The organism is Arthrobacter sp. 7Tela_A1, from assembly GCF_049311065.1.
In the GTDB taxonomy this organism is placed as follows: Bacteria; Actinomycetota; Actinomycetes; order Actinomycetales; family Micrococcaceae; genus Arthrobacter_B.
On sequence record NZ_JAXIOO010000055.1, the window covers coordinates 1 to 16,329 of the forward strand.

At 65.0% G+C, this 16,329-nt stretch carries 13 protein-coding genes and 1 tRNA gene; 7 read left to right on the plus strand and 7 right to left on the minus strand.

Annotated features, from left to right (window positions below; genetic code table 11):
• Positions 1–147: 147 nt before the first annotated feature.
• Positions 148–888, plus strand: a complete 741-nt coding sequence (locus TVB01_RS15705; RefSeq protein ID WP_422456841.1) for a PspA/IM30 family protein — start codon at positions 148–150, stop codon at positions 886–888.
• A gap of 73 nt (positions 889–961) precedes the next feature.
• On the opposite strand, the gene TVB01_RS15710 is transcribed toward TVB01_RS15705, so the two are convergent.
• The 4 genes from TVB01_RS15710 to TVB01_RS15725 all read right to left on the minus strand — a co-directional run bounded on the left by TVB01_RS15710 (position 962) and on the right by TVB01_RS15725 (position 6,157).
• Positions 962–1,510, minus strand: a complete 549-nt coding sequence (locus tag TVB01_RS15710; protein WP_422456842.1) for a DUF6328 family protein — start codon at positions 1,508–1,510, stop codon at positions 962–964.
• Positions 1,511–1,621: 111 nt separating this feature from the next.
• A tRNA-Met gene (locus tag TVB01_RS15715) sits at positions 1,622–1,698 on the minus strand.
• A 41-nt stretch (positions 1,699–1,739) separates the two neighbouring features.
• Positions 1,740–4,718 carry a UPF0182 family protein gene (locus tag TVB01_RS15720; RefSeq protein WP_422456843.1) on the minus strand — a complete coding sequence of 993 codons (2,979 nt, stop codon included), beginning with the start codon at positions 4,716–4,718 and terminating at the stop codon, positions 1,740–1,742.
• A 245-nt stretch (positions 4,719–4,963) separates the two neighbouring features.
• Positions 4,964–6,157, minus strand: coding sequence for a PDZ domain-containing protein (locus tag TVB01_RS15725; protein ID WP_422456844.1), 1,194 nt, complete (start codon positions 6,155–6,157; stop codon positions 4,964–4,966).
• A 145-nt stretch (positions 6,158–6,302) separates the two neighbouring features.
• On the opposite strand from TVB01_RS15725, the gene TVB01_RS15730 reads away from it, so the two are divergent.
• On the plus strand, positions 6,303–7,772 hold the full coding sequence (locus TVB01_RS15730) for a zinc-dependent metalloprotease (RefSeq protein WP_422456845.1): 1,470 nt from the start codon (positions 6,303–6,305) through the stop codon (positions 7,770–7,772).
• A gap of 38 nt (positions 7,773–7,810) precedes the next feature.
• Here the strand turns inward: TVB01_RS15730 and TVB01_RS15735 are convergent, their stop codons facing one another.
• Entirely contained in the window at positions 7,811–8,383 is a 573-nt protein-coding gene (locus tag TVB01_RS15735) for a M48 family metallopeptidase (RefSeq protein WP_422456846.1), read from the minus strand.
• A 114-nt stretch (positions 8,384–8,497) separates the two neighbouring features.
• On the opposite strand from TVB01_RS15735, the gene TVB01_RS15740 reads away from it, so the two are divergent.
• Positions 8,498–9,553 carry a ThiF family adenylyltransferase gene (locus TVB01_RS15740; protein ID WP_422456847.1) on the plus strand — a complete coding sequence of 352 codons (1,056 nt, stop codon included), beginning with the start codon at positions 8,498–8,500 and terminating at the stop codon, positions 9,551–9,553.
• On the opposite strand, the gene TVB01_RS15745 is transcribed toward TVB01_RS15740, so the two are convergent.
• Entirely contained in the window at positions 9,550–11,673 is a 2,124-nt protein-coding gene (locus tag TVB01_RS15745) for an ATP-dependent DNA helicase UvrD2 (protein WP_422456848.1), read from the minus strand. The two genes, TVB01_RS15740 and TVB01_RS15745, sit on opposite strands and share 4 nt — an antisense overlap.
• On the minus strand, positions 11,670–12,632 hold the full coding sequence (gene nudC, locus TVB01_RS15750) for an NAD(+) diphosphatase (RefSeq protein ID WP_422456849.1): 963 nt from the start codon (positions 12,630–12,632) through the stop codon (positions 11,670–11,672). The genes TVB01_RS15745 and nudC overlap by 4 nt, the downstream gene beginning before the upstream one ends.
• Before the next feature lie 151 nt (positions 12,633–12,783).
• Between nudC and TVB01_RS15755 the strand changes: the two genes are divergently transcribed.
• The 4 genes from TVB01_RS15755 (at position 12,784) to TVB01_RS15770 (ending at position 16,231) form a co-directional block, all read left to right on the plus strand.
• On the plus strand, positions 12,784–14,088 hold the full coding sequence (locus TVB01_RS15755) for a phosphotransferase (protein ID WP_422456850.1): 1,305 nt from the start codon (positions 12,784–12,786) through the stop codon (positions 14,086–14,088).
• A gap of 150 nt (positions 14,089–14,238) precedes the next feature.
• Positions 14,239–14,619: a GntR family transcriptional regulator gene (locus TVB01_RS15760; protein WP_422456851.1), complete on the plus strand. Its 381-nt coding sequence runs from the start codon at positions 14,239–14,241 to the stop codon at positions 14,617–14,619.
• Positions 14,616–15,542 carry an ABC transporter ATP-binding protein gene (locus TVB01_RS15765; RefSeq protein WP_422456852.1) on the plus strand — a complete coding sequence of 309 codons (927 nt, stop codon included), beginning with the start codon at positions 14,616–14,618 and terminating at the stop codon, positions 15,540–15,542. The genes TVB01_RS15760 and TVB01_RS15765 overlap by 4 nt, the downstream gene beginning before the upstream one ends.
• On the plus strand, positions 15,539–16,231 hold the full coding sequence (locus TVB01_RS15770; RefSeq protein ID WP_422456853.1) for a hypothetical protein: 693 nt from the start codon (positions 15,539–15,541) through the stop codon (positions 16,229–16,231). Before TVB01_RS15765 ends, TVB01_RS15770 begins: the two co-directional genes overlap by 4 nt.
• The last annotated feature ends 98 nt before the right edge of the window (positions 16,232–16,329 follow it).

Consider the following 16,329-nt stretch of genomic DNA (forward strand, 5'->3'; position numbering starts at 1 on the left):
CGGCTTTGGAGGAGGCGGCGGTTTCGGTTCATCCGGAGGTAATTTCTAGTCCGCTTCCTTTGCGGGAGTCCTTCCTGCAGCACACAGTTTTTGACAGGCTGGCAACAGCACACCAACGCATCACTTGCACACGTGAAAGGCAGACAGATGGTAAAGCAGTCGATATTCGGACGGATCGCCACCCTGGCCAAGGCCAACATCAACGCCCTCCTGGACCAGGCCGAAGACCCCCAGAAGATGCTTGACCAAATGGTCCGCGACTACAGCAACAACATTGCCGAGGCCGAGAGCGCCGTCGCCCAGACCATCGGCAACCTGCGGATGCTGCAGGACGATTACAACGAGGACATCGAGAACGCCCGGAACTGGGGCAACAAGGCACTCGCCGCTTCCCGCAAGGCGGATGAGTTCCGCTCCGCCGGCAACACCGCCGACGCCGAGAAGTTCGACAATCTGGCGAAGGTCGCGATCCAGCGCCAGATGGCCGCCGAAAACGAAGCACGCGGCGCGCAGCCGACCATCGCCTCGCAGGAGGAGATCGTCGAGCGGCTCAAGACCGGCCTGAACCAGATGAAGGACAAGCTGCAGCAGCTGCAGTCCAAGCGCAATGAGCTGATTGCCCGTTCCCGGAACGCTGCCGCCCAGAACCAGATGCACGACGCGATCAAGAGCATCGACGTCATGGACCCCACGTCTGAGGTTGGCCGGTTCGAAGAGAAGATCCGCCGGGAAGAGGCCAAGGTCCGCGGCGCGAACGAACTTGCTGCCTCAAGCCTGGACGCCCAGTTCGAGTCCTTGGAGGACCTGGGCGAGCAGACTGAGGTCGAAGCGCGCCTGGCAGCACTGAAGGCATCCGCTTCCAACCAGTCCGCGATCGAACAGAACTAAACCCAGCAGCTGACTGCAGGCCGGTGTCCCCTGAGGGACCCGGCCTGCAGCCGTATCTGCTGACGGGACGCCGTCATTCTTGTGCCGGGTGGTCTCTGATATCGTTCACCGCCATCCGCCTGCTCCGCGCCGGGAGGACAAGCCACAGCAAGGAAAGCGCCAGGACTGCGGCGCCAGCAGCAATGAGGCCGGCAATGCCGCCGAGGACGATGTCAAAGACCAGGGCCACGGTGCCGATGAGGATCAGCCCCACCAGCAGGAGTGTCCACCGGAGCAGGATATCCGCGTTGCGGACCAGCTGGTACTTGATCCGGTGCTGGAAGAAGGACCGGTGCATCACGACCGTGGACATCAGCACAGCGGTTACCAGGACTGAGAGCACAACCAGTGCCAGGTAGAGACCGACCTGGATAGGTGAAAGTGTGGCGAACCGCTGCTGGAACGGCAGCGTCAGGAGGAACCCGGTGAGGATCTGGATGCCGGTCTGGAGCACGCGCAGCTCCTGGAGCAGGTCGCTCCAGTTGCGGTCCAGCTTCTGCAGGGCGGTTTCTCCCCGGTCCGGATCGCCTCTGGGCCCGGCACGGTAACTTCCTGCGGGCCTGCCGCGGCGGTGGGCATTCACCCCGCGAGTGTAAACGCTGCAGGTACTGAAGGACCCGGTCCCCCGAATAGTGGCTTGGTGTCTGCGAGAACAAAAAATCCCCACCCGAACCCGGATGGGGATTTTTCTCTGTGGTTGCGGGGGCAAGATTTGAACTTGCGACCTCTGGGTTATGAGCCCAGCGAGCTACCGAACTGCTCCACCCCGCGGCGTAGTTTCTAGTCTACCCGCCGCGGGATGGAGCCGCAAATCACTGGTCGCCGGAGTCTTCCGCCGCACCGTCGCCCGCGGAACCGTCGGTGGCACCGGAGTCGCCGGCGTCCATCCGTTCCTGTGCTGCAATCGCGCGCTGGATGGCCGAGTTCAGCTTGTCCTGCGCGGCACCGTAGGCTGCGAAATCGCCGCCGGCAAGTGCCTCCTGGCCCTCCTGGAGTGCTGCACCGGCGTCGGACAGTGCAGTCTGCAGTTCGGCCTGGGCAGTGGTGTCGGCCGGAGCCGTACCGGTATCCGGCGTGTTCCCGACGTTTTCCTCGTCGCCGGTGACAGCACCGGAGTCGCCGCCAAAGACCTGATTCAGGGCTTCGTCAAGGGTGGGAGCAAAGCCCACCTTCTCGCCGAAGTTGACCAGGACCCGCTGCAGGGTCGGGTAGGAAGAAGCGCCCGAGGACTGCACGTAGACCGGCTGCACGTAGAGCATGCCGCCGCCAACCGGCAGGCTGAGCAGGTTGCCGTTGATAACTTCCGAGGCGCCTTGGCGGAGCAGGTTCAAGGCGTTGGAAACCGTGGGGTCGGAGTTGAAGCGGTTCTGCGCCTGGCCCGGCCCCGGTACCGCGGTATCGGTGGGAAGTTCGAGCAGACGCAGCTTTCCATAGGTGTCCGCCTTTTCACCGGCATTTCCGGTACCCGCATCAGCGTCAGCCGACAGGAAGCCGTACAGCACGTTGCGCGCTTCCTGGTTCTGGTCGACGAACGGAATAAACGGCGTCGTCAATGAGAACGTCGGGCTATCCTGCCCGGGCATCTGCAGTGAGAGGTAGTACGGCGGCTGCTTGACGTCGGAGTTGGTCCGGGTCGGGTCGGACGGAACCGACCAGGCGTCGTCGTTCTGGTAGAAGGACTGGGCGTCGGTGACGTGGTAACGCCCGAGCAGCTCGCGCTGGACCTTGAACTGGTCCTCCGGGTAGCGCACGTGTGCCATGAGGTCGGCCGACATGTCGCTGTAGGGCTTGAGGGTGGACGGGAAGACGTCCTGCCAAGCCTGCAGCAGCGGATCCTCATCGTCCCAGGCGTACAACGTGACGGAACCGTCGTAGGCATCCACTGTGGCCTTGACGGCGTTGCGGATGTAGTTCACCTTGTCAGCGGGAAGCGCAGCGGCTGCACCGCCGGTCAGCGAATCAGTCGTAGCATCCGCCAGCTCCTGCTGGGTGGAGTAAGGGAAGAAACGGCTGGTCGTGTAGCCGTCCACGATCCACTTCACGCGTCCGTCAACAACGGCCGGGTAGGCGTTGCCGTCAACGGTCAGGTACGGGGCGACCTTCTCGACGCGTTCGCGGGGATCACGGTCATAGAGGATCTGGGACTCTTCGTTGACGAAGTCCGAGAGCAGCAGTTCCGTGGACTGGAACTTGATGGCGTACACCAGCTGGTTGAAGATGTTGCCGACACTCGGACCGCCCTCACCGCGGAAGGTGGTCTGGGTATCGTCTTCAGCGTTGCCGGTTTGCGGACGGTCGATTTCCACCGGGGCGGCGTCTTCCGGAGCGCCCACCACCGAGTAGTCCGGGGAGGACTCGCCGAAGTAGACGCGGGGTTCGTAGTCGCCCAGGACTCCGGTCGACGGGATGCCGGATTCCATGAAGCTGGGCTTGCCGTCCGGCTGCACGGTGGAGCCGCGGGCAGCGACCACGCCGTAGCCATGCGTATAGAGGACGTGCTCGTTGACCCAGCCGTCCGGGACGCCGTTGATGTTGAGTTCACGCACGGCGATAACCGTGTCCTGGATGTCGCCCTCCACGTCGTAGCGGTCGACGTTCAGCGTTTCGGGGAACTGGTAGTACTGGCGGAACTGCTGCAGCTGGCCGAAGGCGTCAGAAACGACGTTCGGGTCCAGGAGACGGATATTTGCGGTGGTTCCGGCGTCCTCGGCGAGGGCACCGGCGCTGGCATCGACCGTGGCGTCGTAGGGAATGACCTCGGTCTCGGAGAGCCCGTAGGCCTCGCGGGTGAGGTCGATGTTGCGCTGGATGTATTCGCTTTCAAGGGTCTGTTCCGAGGGAATGACCTGGTAGCGCTGGACGATCCACGGGTAGACGCCTCCGGCCACGATCGCCGTGATGACCAGCATTGCCGTGCCGATGATCGGCAGGCGCCAGCGGCCAATGAACGCCGAGACGACGAACAGCAGGGCAACGATGATCGAAGCCACGGCCAGGATTGCCTTGGTGGGAATCACGGCGTGGACATCCGTGTACAGCGCGCCGGTCCAGGACCCGGAGGTGCTCAGCAGCGTGTTGTACCGGTCAAGCCAGAAGTTTGCAGCCTGGAGCAGCAGGAACGACCCCGCGATGACGGCAATGTGGATACGAGCCGGGCGGCTGACGAACACGCCCTTCTCCTCCAGGCGGATTCCACCGTAGAGGTAATGCGTCAGCAGGCCGGCGATGCCGCTGATGACGACGACGGAGATCAGGAAGCCGACAATGAACCCGATGAACGGCAGCGTATTGAGATAGAAGCTGTAGTCCATGTTGAATTCGGGGTCCGTCCGGCCGAAGTCATGACGGTTCAGGAAAAGCAGCGCCTGCTGCCACATCGACATGGCCGCGGTTCCGGCGAAGCCGCCAACCACAACCGGAATGCCGATCATGAGCAGCTTGCGAACCGGCTCGAGCTGCGCCTGGTAACGGTTCAGGTTGTCCTGCAGGGAGCTGTCCGGCGCATAGATGGGCCGGGATGAATAGGCAGCGCGGATACTGAAGAAAACGCACACAGCCATCACAAGGAAAGCGGCGGCAAACAGGGCAATCCGGGTCAGGTTTTCCTTGAAGAAGACTTCGAGGAACCCGAGCTGGTTGTACCAGAGCACGTCCGCGTACACCTGGGAGAAGTACACAAACCCGATCACCAGGACAGCCACGACAATCAGGGTGGCAATCAGCGGGCTTCGCCGCCGGTGGGTTGATCTGGGGCTCGGTCGGGAGAATGGGCCATTTGGTCCGGAAGTCACAGTTTCCTCATCGTTCGGGGCGTCGGCTCACGGCACCTGGCAGAAGCTCGGTGCGGAGGGACTTCCGGCGCCTCCTTAGCGAAGCGACCCGACCCCTCTTTCCGACGGCCTGCCCAACATTGCCGTGGTTCCTTATTCTGCCTTGTTTCGCCCGCGATCGGCCACTTCTCGGGCCGCCGCAGCCGAACCTTATTAGGATCGTGATTCCCAGCGGCTTCCGCCGTGTCCGCGGATCCCCTCCTGGACTAGTCCGTGCAGGAGCCTAAATCATCGGCACTTCCGCCGCCGGCCAGGACTTCCACGGCGTCCAGCGCTTCCTCAAGTGTCGAGACACTGACCACGTCGAGGCCGTCGGGAATGTTGCCGGCCACTTCCCCGCAGTTGGCGTCCGGGGCGAGGAAGAACTCGGCCCCGCTGTCGGCGGCTCCCACCATCTTCTGTTCAATGCCGCCGATGGGACCAACCTTTCCCGCGGCGTCGATGGTTCCGGTACCGGCGAAATGCCGTCCCCCGGTCAGCTCGCCCGGCGTCAGCTTGTCTATGATCCCCAGGGCGAACATCATTCCTGCCGAGGCGCCGCCGACGTTTTCCAGCGCAATGGCGACGTCGAACGGGAAGGTGAAGTCGATGCTGAGGAAGGCCCCCATCTGGTAGGCGCCGGTGTCGGAGAGTTCAGGCGTGATGCTCACTTCCTTTTCCTCCCCACCCCGCCGCAGCGTCAGGACAGCGGGAGATCCCTGCGTCTCATTGAGTCCCTCGCGCAGGGACTGAACATCGGTGACGGGCTGGCCGTCAACGGCCAGCAGGATGTCTCCGGTTTCAAGTTCCCCTTCAGCAGGGGCGTCCTCCATGATCCCTGCGACCGAGATTTCCTGCGTAAAGTCGATGTCCAGCTCGGCTAGTGCGGCCGCTACGGCAGACTCCTGGGACGAAGCCATCGCGGCGGTGTTTTCCTCTTCGATCTCTCCGCTCGTGGTACCGGGCGGATAGACGAAGTCCATCGGCAGCACGGCATCATCCGGATTGAGCCAGGCGGCCAGCACCTCGGCCATGCTCACACTGCCGTTTGGCCCGCCGGAGACGTAGACGGTGGTCAGGTCCAGTTCGCCGCTGGTGGCGTAGGTCTGCTCCCCCTCGATGGTGATGAGCGGGCCGGAGGAGATTTCACCGATGGTGTTGAACGTGGGGCCCGGGGACTCCACCACGTACGGCGCCGGAAGCAGGAGTCCGGCAGCGCCGAGAACCAGTGCCGCACCGCCCGCAACGAACATGGCCCGCCGGCGCGGTGGGCGCTGTCCGGACGGTCTTTCGCCGTCCGGAACCGGATCCGGCGCGCCGGCGCGCTGTGCAGGTTCGGAACCGGACCCTGAGGGTTGGTCTTTCTTCGGGGAGCGCAATCGGCTTTCCTTTCGTGCGCCGGCGGTGGGTGCGGGATTCATTCTCCCACGTGCTCCTTTGCCAACAGCGAACGAATCCCCGAATGCGGGACAGGTCCCGGCCCGTGCCGGTAACGTGGGGAACACAGGCAACCGGTGATCCACCTGGGGCCGACGCACTAAAACTTCCACAGGACCGGTGGTATCCATGAGCTCAAACCCCTCCGATCACGGGGATTCGCCCCAGGACCCGTTGTCCGAGATGCTCGCGCGCCTCTTTGGCGGCGGACAGGCCGGCGGCATCGATCCCCAGGAGCTGGCGAAGGCAGCCGGACTCCCCTCGGACCCAAATGCCATGGCCATGATCTTCCAGCAGGTCCAGGCCATGTTCAGCGCCCCGGCGGACGGTCCCGTCAATTGGCAGCTTGCCAAGGACAACGCCCGCCGCGTGGCTGCCACCGGCGCTGATCCCTCCGTCACCCCCCAGCAGCAGCGGGAAGTCGACGAGGCACTGCATGTCGCCCAGATGTGGCTCGATCCAGCGACGGATTTCCCCTCTGCCAGTGCGCTGGGCAAGGCCTGGTCCCGCGCGGAGTGGGTGGAAGCGACGATGGACTCCTGGCGCCGCCTCACCGAACCTGTGGCCGTGAGCATTTCGCAGGCACTCTCGAACGCCATCGCTACCCAGATGCCCGAAGAGATGAAATCCATGATGGGCGGGGCCTCCTCCATGCTTGCCAACATGGGCGGTGCCATGTTCGGCATCCAGCTGGGGCAGGCCGTTGGTGCCCTCTCCAAGGAAGTCGTGAGCTCCACAGACGTCGGGCTGCCCCTGGCCGGCGGCACCATTGCCCTGCTTCCGGCCAACGTGGCCGCCTTCGGCGAAGGACTCGACGTTCCCGAGACCGAGGTCCGGCTTTATCTCGCCGTCCGCGAGGCCGCCCACGCCCGCCTCTTCGCGCACGCCCCGTGGCTTGCCGGACACCTGTTCGGGATCATCGAGAGCTATGCCCGCGGCATCCACATCGACATGTCCAAGATCGAAGAGGTCGCCCGGGACATTGACCCGTCCAATCCGGAGTCCATCCAGGAGGCACTTGCGGGAGGCGTGTTCCAGCCGGAGCGCACCCCCGCGCAGGCCGCAGCCCTTGAACGGCTGGAGACTGCCCTGGCACTGGTTGAAGGCTGGGTCGATGAAGTCACTGCTGCCGCGACGGCCAACCTCCCCTCTGCCGCTGCCCTCCGGGAAATGATCCGCCGCCGGCGCGCCAGCGGCGGCCCCGCCGAGCATACCTTCGCCTCGCTCGTCGGACTCGAACTGCGGCCCCGCCGGCTGCGGGACGCTTCCGCACTGTGGGCACAACTGCGCGAGGAGCGCGGCGTGGACGGCCGAGACGCCATCTGGCAGCACCCGGACCTCATGCCGACGTCCAAGGACCTGGATGATCCGCAGGGCTTCAGCAAGCGCCGCGAACTGCTGGATGCCTCGGATTCCGACGTCGACGCTGCGCTCCGGCGGTTGCTCGAGGGCGGTTTCGACAAGGAAACGCCCGAAACGGCTGCGGACTCCGACGCGGCGACGGACGAAGCGGACGCTGTGACTGACGAAGCAGACATTTCCGGCGACGAAGATACCCCGAAGCCTGACGAAGACAACGGCGGGCCGGACAAGCCGTAAGGGCGCTTGAGGTGCCGGCGGCAGACTGCGCCGGCACCTTAGTCCTCTGCCATCTCCCCTTTGAGCCCGCGCGCAGCGGCGAAGGCCGCGCCGGACAGATACGCCTTTGCGGTCTCCGTGTGCGGATAGGGATCCAGCAGCCGCCAGAATTTAGGGCTGTGCGATCCCTCAATCAGGTGGGCCAGTTCGTGCAGCAGCACATAATCCACGACCCATGACGGCATGCCGATGAGCGTGTCCGAGAGCCGGATGGTTCCACGTGCCGGCGTCGCCGACCCCCAGCGGGATTTCTGGTTGCTGACCCAACGGACCGAGGTCGGCCGGGCAGCTCCCCCCAGATAGCGCGCTGAGAGATCCGCTGCACGCTGTTCCAGTTCGGAATCGGCCTTCGCCGGATCCGGCGCCGGCACGGCAGCAGCCCGGGTCTCCAGGCGGTCAACCATGCGCTGGACCCATTCAGCTTCCTGATGGCGGGTGAAGTGCGCCGGAATGGACACTACGGCTACCCCGTCCCGGAACACTGCGTTGACTGTCCTTTTGCGCCGGGCTGAACGGCGGACTTCAATGGGCATCCCGCCGCGGGTCGTGGCAGGAACGGACACAGAAGGCATGGGTCCACTTTAGGCCGCACATCCGGGGTTCGGAAAAGCTGTGGAAAACCCGCAATCGGTGTTCTGCGCATGCCAGCATGGTTGATCCCACCACCGTCGTCCAGGAGGACCAGCATGCGGATCAACCCGGGCATCCATGTCCTGGACCTTGGTGCCGACCGGCGCCAGTTTGGCTTTGGTGCTGGAGCGCTGCTCCTGGCCGGCCTGACAGAGGCGGACCTGTCTTTTATCCGCAACCTCAGGGCCGGCGTTCCGGACGGCGCGGAGCCGGCTGCGGCCGCTGCGGCGGGCATCGGCGCAGACCGGCAGGCCCAGCTGCTCGCGGCCCTGGCCCCTGTACTGCTGCCTTGGGCGGGAAACGGGCATGCCCTTCCCCCGCTGCGCGAGGAGAGGCTGCGTCCGGATGTCCAGAGGCTGTCTGCCGTTTACGGACGGGACGCTGCGGAACCGGTCTCCCGGAGGTCCGCAGCCGCGGTGGAGATCCAGGGCCTGGGCCGGTGCGGCGCCCTCGTGGCACGCACTCTCGCCGCTGCCGGAGTCGGGACCCTGCTGCTCGGTGATCCCGGGGCAGTCACTGCCTCCGATGTGGGCCCTGCCTACGCCCTGACTGACATCGGGATGCAGCGTTTCCGGGCCGTGAAACGGCATCTTTACCGGATCGATCCCACAGTCCGGGTGCTGCATGTCCCGGGAGGAGCACCAGGTGGAGCTGCCGTCGACCTGGCGCTGTTTGTCCATGAGCGGCCGGATTCCCGGCACAGCGCTGCTGCCGGCGAGCGCGGGCATCCCCACCTGGCAGTCACCGTCCAGCAGTACGGCTACTCGGTCGGTCCTTTGGTGGTGCCCGGAGCGACACCATGCCTCGGCTGCCTGGACCGGCACCGAGGCGACGACGACCCGGGCTGGTATGCTTCCTCGGCCGCGCTGGAAAACAGCAGGACAGCCGGCCCCGGTGCCGGCGGTCCCGGTGGCGAGGAAGTGAGCGCGGCGGGCCTGGCTGCCGGAATAGCGGCCAACCAGGTGCTTTCGTTTATTGACGGGGTGGCCCAGCCGGTGACCTGGTCAGCAGTCCTGCAGCTGCGGACAGCCGACGGACACATCGGCCTGGAACCCCTGACTTTCCATCCCGGCTGCGGATGCAGGCTGCAGTCCGGCCGGAGCGCGGCCTAAGCCTCCGGGCTTTGCGCGAGGACCGCCAGCACCGCTTCCCCGTAACGCTCAAGCTTGGATGGACCCACGCCGGGCAACGTCGCCAGCCGGTTCAGTGTCGGCGGCTTATCCTCGGCGATCGCAACCAGGGTAGCGTCGGTGAAAACCACAAAAGCCGGCACGCCCGCTTCATTGGCCGCTTCCCTCCGCCATTCGCGAAGGGCCTCAAAGGTCACCTCGTCATAGGTGGCCGGACAATCGCCGCAGCGGCCCATCTTCCGCTCGGCGCCGGTGCCAAGCAGCGTGCCGCAGACGCGGCACTTCGCCGGCCCGGTGACTTTGCGGCGCGCCGGACGGGGCGTCCGGGGACCTGCCGCGTCCCGTGCCGTGTTTGGCCGCAGCCCGTCCACGAACCGGGAGGGCTTGCGGTTCGCGCGCCCCCCGGGTGTGCGGGCCGTCGACCAGGACAGGGCCAGGTGCACACGCGCACGGGTGATGCCGACGTAGAGCAGGCGCCGTTCTTCGTCCACCGCTTCCTGAGTGTCTGCGAAGGAAATAGGCATCAGCCCTTCGCTGAGTCCAACCAGGAACACCGCATCCCATTCCAGGCCCTTGGCGGAGTGCAGGCTGGCCAGGGTGACGCCCTGCACTTTGGGAGCGTGCTGTGCGGCGGCGCGTTCCTCCAGTTCCGCGGTGAAATCCTGCAGGGTAAAGATGCTGTCCGGCTCCTGGGTGCGGTTGGCATGCACCTCGTCGGCGAGCGCCACCAAGGCGGCCAGGGACTCCCAGCGTTCACGGGTCGCTCCCCCGCCCGAGGGCGCTTCAGCGGAGTAGCCGAGGTTTGCCAGGATGTCCCGCACCACCTGCGGCACAGGTTCGGCACCGACCGATCGGGCCGCTGCACGGAGCTGAAGCATTGCATCGCGGACTTCCCGGCGGGCAAAGAACCGCTCGCCGCCGCGGAGCTGGTAACCAATGCCGGCCGTCGCGAGCGCCTGCTCGTAGGCTTCGGACTGGCCGTTGGTGCGGAAGAGTACGGCGATCTGGCTCGCCTCGACGCCATCGTCCAGCAGCTTGCGGATCCGTCCGGCAACCTGCGCGGCTTCCGCTTCGTCGTCGGCGCACTCCGTAAAGGTGGGCTCCGGTCCTGGCTCGCGCTGCGCGATCAGTTCCAGCGGAGCAGGCCACGCCGGAGCGTTCCGCATGCGCTCTCCCTCTGCGGTCCGGGCCGCGAGGATGCGGTTGGCCAGATTTACTACCTGGGGAGTGGACCTGTAGTCACGAACCAGTTTGACCACCTGCGCGCCGGGAAAGCGGTGCGTGAAGTCCAGGAGGTGACGCGACGTCGCGCCGGTGAAGGAATAGATCGTCTGGCTGGCGTCACCGACGACGCAGAGTTCGTCGCGCTCTCCGAGCCACAGGTCCAGGAGCCGCTGCTGCAGCGGGGAAACGTCCTGGTACTCGTCAACGACAAAGTGCCGGTACTGGTCCCGGACCGTCGCCGCAACGCGCGGATCTTCCTGCAGGATGCCCACGATGATCAGCAGCACGTCCTCGAAGTCGATAACGTTGCGGTCCACTTTGACGTCTTCGTAGGACTGGAAGATCCGGGACACCGTGGTGAGGTCGAAACCGGCCGGTGCATCCCGGCCCGCTGCCGCCCGTACATAGCTGTCCGGCGTAAGCATCGAGACCTTGGCCCATTCGATTTCCGCCGCCACGTCGCGGATGGCGGCGCGGTCGGTGGAGAGCCGGAGCCTGCGGGCCGCCTCCGCAATCAGCTGGGCCTTGTGGTCCAACAGGCCCGGCAGCGGCCCGCCGACGGTCTGCGGCCAGAAGTACTGCAGCTGTTTCAGTGCCGCTGCATGGAAGGTCCTGGCCTGGACGCCTCCTGCACCCAGGTCCCGCAGCCGGGTCCGCATTTCCGCCGCAGCCCGGGCGGTGAAGGTCACGGCCAGGACCTGCTGCGGTTTGTAGAGTCCGGAATGCACCCCGTAGGCCATCCGGTGGGTAATGGCCCGCGTCTTGCCGGTTCCGGCGCCTGCCAGGACGCACAGCGGGCCAGTGAGGGTTGTTGCTACTTCACGCTGCTCGTCGTCGAGTCCGGCAAGGATGCGCGCTTCGAGTGAATCGGTGATCATTTCCCGCCTGTCAGCTCCGGTTCCGGGACAGGCCCGCCGTACCAGCGGTCAATCAGGTTGCGTGCAATGGAGATGGTGGACGGTATGGTGATCTCCCCTGAGGCTACGGCCTCGGTGAGTTCCTTTCGGGTGAACCACCGGACATCTGACATTTCGACGCCGTCGGCCTGCGGTTCAGTACCATCGGCTTCCGCGCAGAAACCAAGCATCAGGGAGCAGGGGAACGGCCAGGGCTGGGATCCCAGGTATTGAGGATTGCGCACCACAACATTCGATTCCTCGGCCACTTCCCGGATGACTGCCGCTTCCAGGGACTCCCCCGGCTCCACGAAGCCGGCCAGCGTGGAATACCGGCTGCCGGGCCACGCTGCCGCGGATCCAAGCAGGATCCGGTCCTGCGGGTCAGTGATGGCCACGATGATGGCCGGATCGGTGCGCGGAAAGTGCTGGCTGCCGTCCTCGGGGCAGCGCCGTACCCAGCCTCCCTGGACTAACACCGTGGGGGCTCCGCAGCGGGGGCAGTGCGTATGCGTGGCGTGCCAGTTAGCCACGGCACAGGCTTCGACGAACAGGCCCGCATCCAGGGAACCGAGCACTGTAGCGACCTCGCGCAGGCTGGCCCAGCGGACACCGTTCACTTCCAGCGCAGCGTCGGGCTCCGGAAGGGTCGCCATCACGATCTCCGCTCCGGCGGGCACCTGGCCGTCGGCAAGCGTTCGTCCCAGGTACACCGGATCAGGGCCGAAACCGTCCTCGCCCACGGGACGGAGCACCAGGGAGTCTTCCTGGATCAGCGCCTTGCCGCGGGACACGTACATGACGCGCGTGTTCTCCAGTTCCAGAAGACGCTCGAACAGGTCTTCGGCGCCCCGGCGCTCGCTGCCGCGGTCCACCGCGCCGCGGGCCAGCGGCAGCTGGCCCAGGTTCGGGTTATCGGCTGTGTCTAGCTGGCTGCTCATACCCCTACCGTACTGACTTAGGTACCCCAACCGGAAAGCTGGACCACGGCGGTGGACGGGAGCCCCGCCCTTCTGAGGTTTTCCTCACGCTCTTCCGACTCGCCGGGGGCTATGGGTTACTCAGGCCACATCTGCCCCTACGGTTGAAGATGTGAAACGCTCCCCCATGGAATTGGCAGCCCTGGCCAGCGCCGCCGTCCCGGCGCTGGCGCTGACCGGCGTCGCCGGTTCGCCGGACGACGCCGCAGATTTCGATGCCGCCCTGCTCGTTGACGACGCCGGCAAGCAGTGGCGGGTACGTTCACCGAAGCATGTCGAAGCCAGCATGCGGCTCGAAACAGAGCTTCTGGTACTTCGTGCCTTTGTCCCTGCTGTCCGGGCCGAACTGCCCTTCGCGCTCCCCTACGTCGCCGGAACCGTCCGCAAGGGCGAGCTCTGCACTTTCGTCTATTCCCATCTCCCCGGAGCGACCCGGGACATCGATGAGCTGGCAGCCGCAGGCAAGGACCTGGCCGCGGACATTGGCCGTACGCTGGCCGCCATCCATGCCCTGCCCCAGTCCCTGGTGAACAACGCAGACCTGCCCAGCTACACCGCGAACGAATTCCGCCAGCGCAAGCTCAATGAGCTGGACCAGGCGGCCACCACCGGCAAGATCCCGGCTACGCTGCTGCGCCGGTGGGAACATGCGCTGGAGGACATCGGACTCTGGCGCTTCAGCCCCACCGTGGTCCACGGCGACCTCCACGAAGACAATCTCCTGGTGTCCGGCGGCAGGATCAGCGCCGTCATCGGCTGGACGGACCTGCGCATCGGGGACCCGGCTGATGATTTCGCCTGGCTGATTGCTGCCAATAACAGCGGGTTTACTGACGCGGTGCACGCCGCCTATGTGGCGGCCCGGCCCGACGCCGTTGATCCCCACCTGATCCGGCGGGCTGCACTCTCCGCTGAGTTCGCGCTGGCCCAGTGGCTGGTCCGCGGACTTGCCGCTGACAATCAGGCCATGGTGAAAGAAGCAGAGGAAATGCTCGCCACCCTGGAAGCGGACATTCTGGAACAGGAATCCGCTCTGGCGGCAGAGGCCGACGCAGCCGCGGCAGCGCCGGTATCAGCACCGGTGCCCGTACCGGCACCGGCCGATCAGGACTCCGTTCCCGCAAAGGCACCCGCCGGCGGCAAGGTCAGCGTGAAACCCCTGCCGGACCTGCAAGCCGAAAAGGTCTCGGTGACTCCGCTTCCGCCAGCCGAAAAGGCAGCAGCGTCTGAAGACAGCGCCGACACAGGAAAGTCCGACGCCGCGTCTGGCCCGCAACGGCAGGCTTCGAGCCCGCAAACGGCTGCCGTCGCTGGGACCAGCGATCCTCAAGACGCTGTGGAGCCCGCCACGTCTGCAATTCCCCTGGTTGCAGTCGACGCACCGCCGGTTGAAGCAGACCGCCCCGCACGTCCGTAGCGTTCCCGCCTGTCCCTGAGACGCCCGTCTGGATCATCCAGGCGGGCGTTTTTCGTTCTCCAGAAACTTTCGAAGAAGGCTTGACATCCACACTGCCTCAATGGTTAGCTAGTCGAGTAACTAACCGATGAACCGAGATGGGCGTGTTCCGTGATAGATGACAGCAAGCCGATCTTCCAGCAGATCGCCGAACGCATCGAGTCCGATGTCCTCGACGGCGTTCTGCGGGAAGAGGGCCAGGTGCCGTCGACGAATGAGATAGCTGCGTTCTACCGGATCAACCCCGCAACGGCTGCCAAAGGCGTGAATCTTCTGGTTGACGAGGGACTGCTCTACAAGCGCCGCGGCATCGGGATGTTCGTTGCCTCCGGCGCCCGGGCTGCTGTACTCGCCAAACGCCGCCAGCAGTTCTACCGCCACTATGTGCAGCCACTCCAGCTCGAAGCCGCCAAATTGGGCATCGACAAAGAGGAACTCATTACTCTCATCCAACGCAGTGCCGCTGATTATGAAGGGACCCCGGCACCATGAACGTCATAGAAACCCGCAATCTCACCCGAAGTTACCGCGGCGAACTCGCCCTGGACGACGTGAGCCTGAACATCGAGCCGAACCGGATCTATGGCCTGCTGGGCCGCAACGGTGCCGGCAAGACGACTTTGATGTCAATCCTGACCGCCCAGGGCTTCGCCAGCTCGGGTGACGTCCGCGTTTTTGGAGAGGACCCGTTTGAAAACGAGCGGGTCCTCTCCCGGCTCTGCTTCGTCCGGGAGTCACAGAAGTACCCGGATGACTTCACAGTACGGAACGCCCTGGACGCGGCCGCCTTGTTCTTTCCGAACTGGAGCGCCGAACTTGCTGAGACACTGCTGGAAGACTTCCAGCTTCCGCGTCCCAAAAAGCACCGGATCAAAAAGCTGTCCCGGGGCCAGCTGTCTGCGGTCGGCGTCATTATCGGACTGGCTTCCCGGGCCGAGCTGACCTTCTTTGATGAGCCGTACCTGGGATTGGACGCCGTGGCACGGCAGTTGTTCTATGACAGGCTGCTCACGGACTTTGCGGACCATCCGCGCACGATCATCCTTTCGTCGCACCTGATCGATGAAGTGGCGAACCTGCTTGAACACGTCATTGTCATCGACCGCGGCAGGATCGTGATCGATGACGAGGTGGAGGCCATCACGGGCTCAGCGTTCGCCGTCGCCGGGAAGGCGGGATCGGTGGAAGAGTTCGTGGCCGGCCGCCCGGTCCTGCACAGGGAAAACCTGGGGGCCCTGGCCTCTGTCACCGTCGATGCAGCCCTTGCCGCTGATGACCGGGAACGGGCCCTGGCCATGGGACTGGAACTCGCACCGGTATCACTGCAGCAGCTGATCATCCGGCGCACCCTGAAAGCCAACGAAAGCTACGGCTCTCATGCCGGCAGCACCACGGATCTGGAGGTCCTGCGATGAACCGCGCTCTCGCTGTAGCCCGGATGCAGCTGCTGAACAAATGGATCTACCTTGGCATCCCTGCCATCATCCTGGTCGCATCCACACTGATCGCCCTTGCCATCCTGGCCATGGTTCCTTCCAACGGCGAAGGTACCCGGATGTCCTTCTCCGGCCAATCTGTCCTGTGGTACTTCCTTGCCATCGGTGTCCAGTCCCTGACGTATACCTTTCCGTTCTCCCAGGCCATGAGCGTCAGCCGCCGGTCCTTCTACATCGGGACGCTCGGACTGTTTGCACTGGTTTCCCTCGCCCTCGGGGTGCTCTATTGGGTACTCGGGATCGTCGAGGAGGCCACAAACGGCTGGGGGGTGGATGGCAATATCTTCGCCCTGCCGTGGATCGTCGAGTCCGCCTGGTACACCCAAATCCTGCTCTACTTTGCCCTGTCCATGCTGCTGTTCATGTTCGGATTCTGGTTCGCCACCGTGTACAAGCGGTGGCGAATGACAGGCCTGGTCGCAGCACTGATCGGCTTCGCCCTCCTGTTGCTCGGCGGTGTCGCGGCCGCGAGCTTCACGGATTCGTGGGCGGACGTCGGTGCCTGGTTTGTCCAGCTCACACCCCTGGCCCTGGCCGGATGGCTCCTCCTGGCCGGAGTCGCGCTGGCTGCCGGGTCCTACGGAACCCTTCGCCGGGCCACGCCGTAGCCCGGACAGTACTGGTAGCCCGACCAGTACTGGTAGTACAGACAGAAGGAGAGCCGCCGTCCCGGGGCCCGGGCGCGTCTACACATCTCCGCGCCCCC

Coding starts and splice junctions, on each gene's coding strand:
- TVB01_RS15740 (WP_422456847.1), top strand. CDS start 8,498: ATGCGGATCAACCCGGGCATCCATGTCCTGGACCTTGGTGCCGACCGG.
- TVB01_RS15770 (WP_422456853.1), top strand. CDS start 15,539: ATGAACCGCGCTCTCGCTGTAGCCCGGATGCAGCTGCTGAACAAATGG.
- TVB01_RS15745 (WP_422456848.1), bottom strand. CDS start 11,673: ATGATCACCGATTCACTCGAAGCGCGCATCCTTGCCGGACTCGACGAC.
- nudC (WP_422456849.1), bottom strand. CDS start 12,632: ATGAGCAGCCAGCTAGACACAGCCGATAACCCGAACCTGGGCCAGCTG.
- TVB01_RS15725 (WP_422456844.1), bottom strand. CDS start 6,157: ATGAATCCCGCACCCACCGCCGGCGCACGAAAGGAAAGCCGATTGCGC.
- TVB01_RS15765 (WP_422456852.1), top strand. CDS start 14,616: ATGAACGTCATAGAAACCCGCAATCTCACCCGAAGTTACCGCGGCGAA.
- TVB01_RS15730 (WP_422456845.1), top strand. CDS start 6,303: ATGAGCTCAAACCCCTCCGATCACGGGGATTCGCCCCAGGACCCGTTG.
- TVB01_RS15735 (WP_422456846.1), bottom strand. CDS start 8,383: ATGCCTTCTGTGTCCGTTCCTGCCACGACCCGCGGCGGGATGCCCATT.
- TVB01_RS15705 (WP_422456841.1), top strand. CDS start 148: ATGGTAAAGCAGTCGATATTCGGACGGATCGCCACCCTGGCCAAGGCC.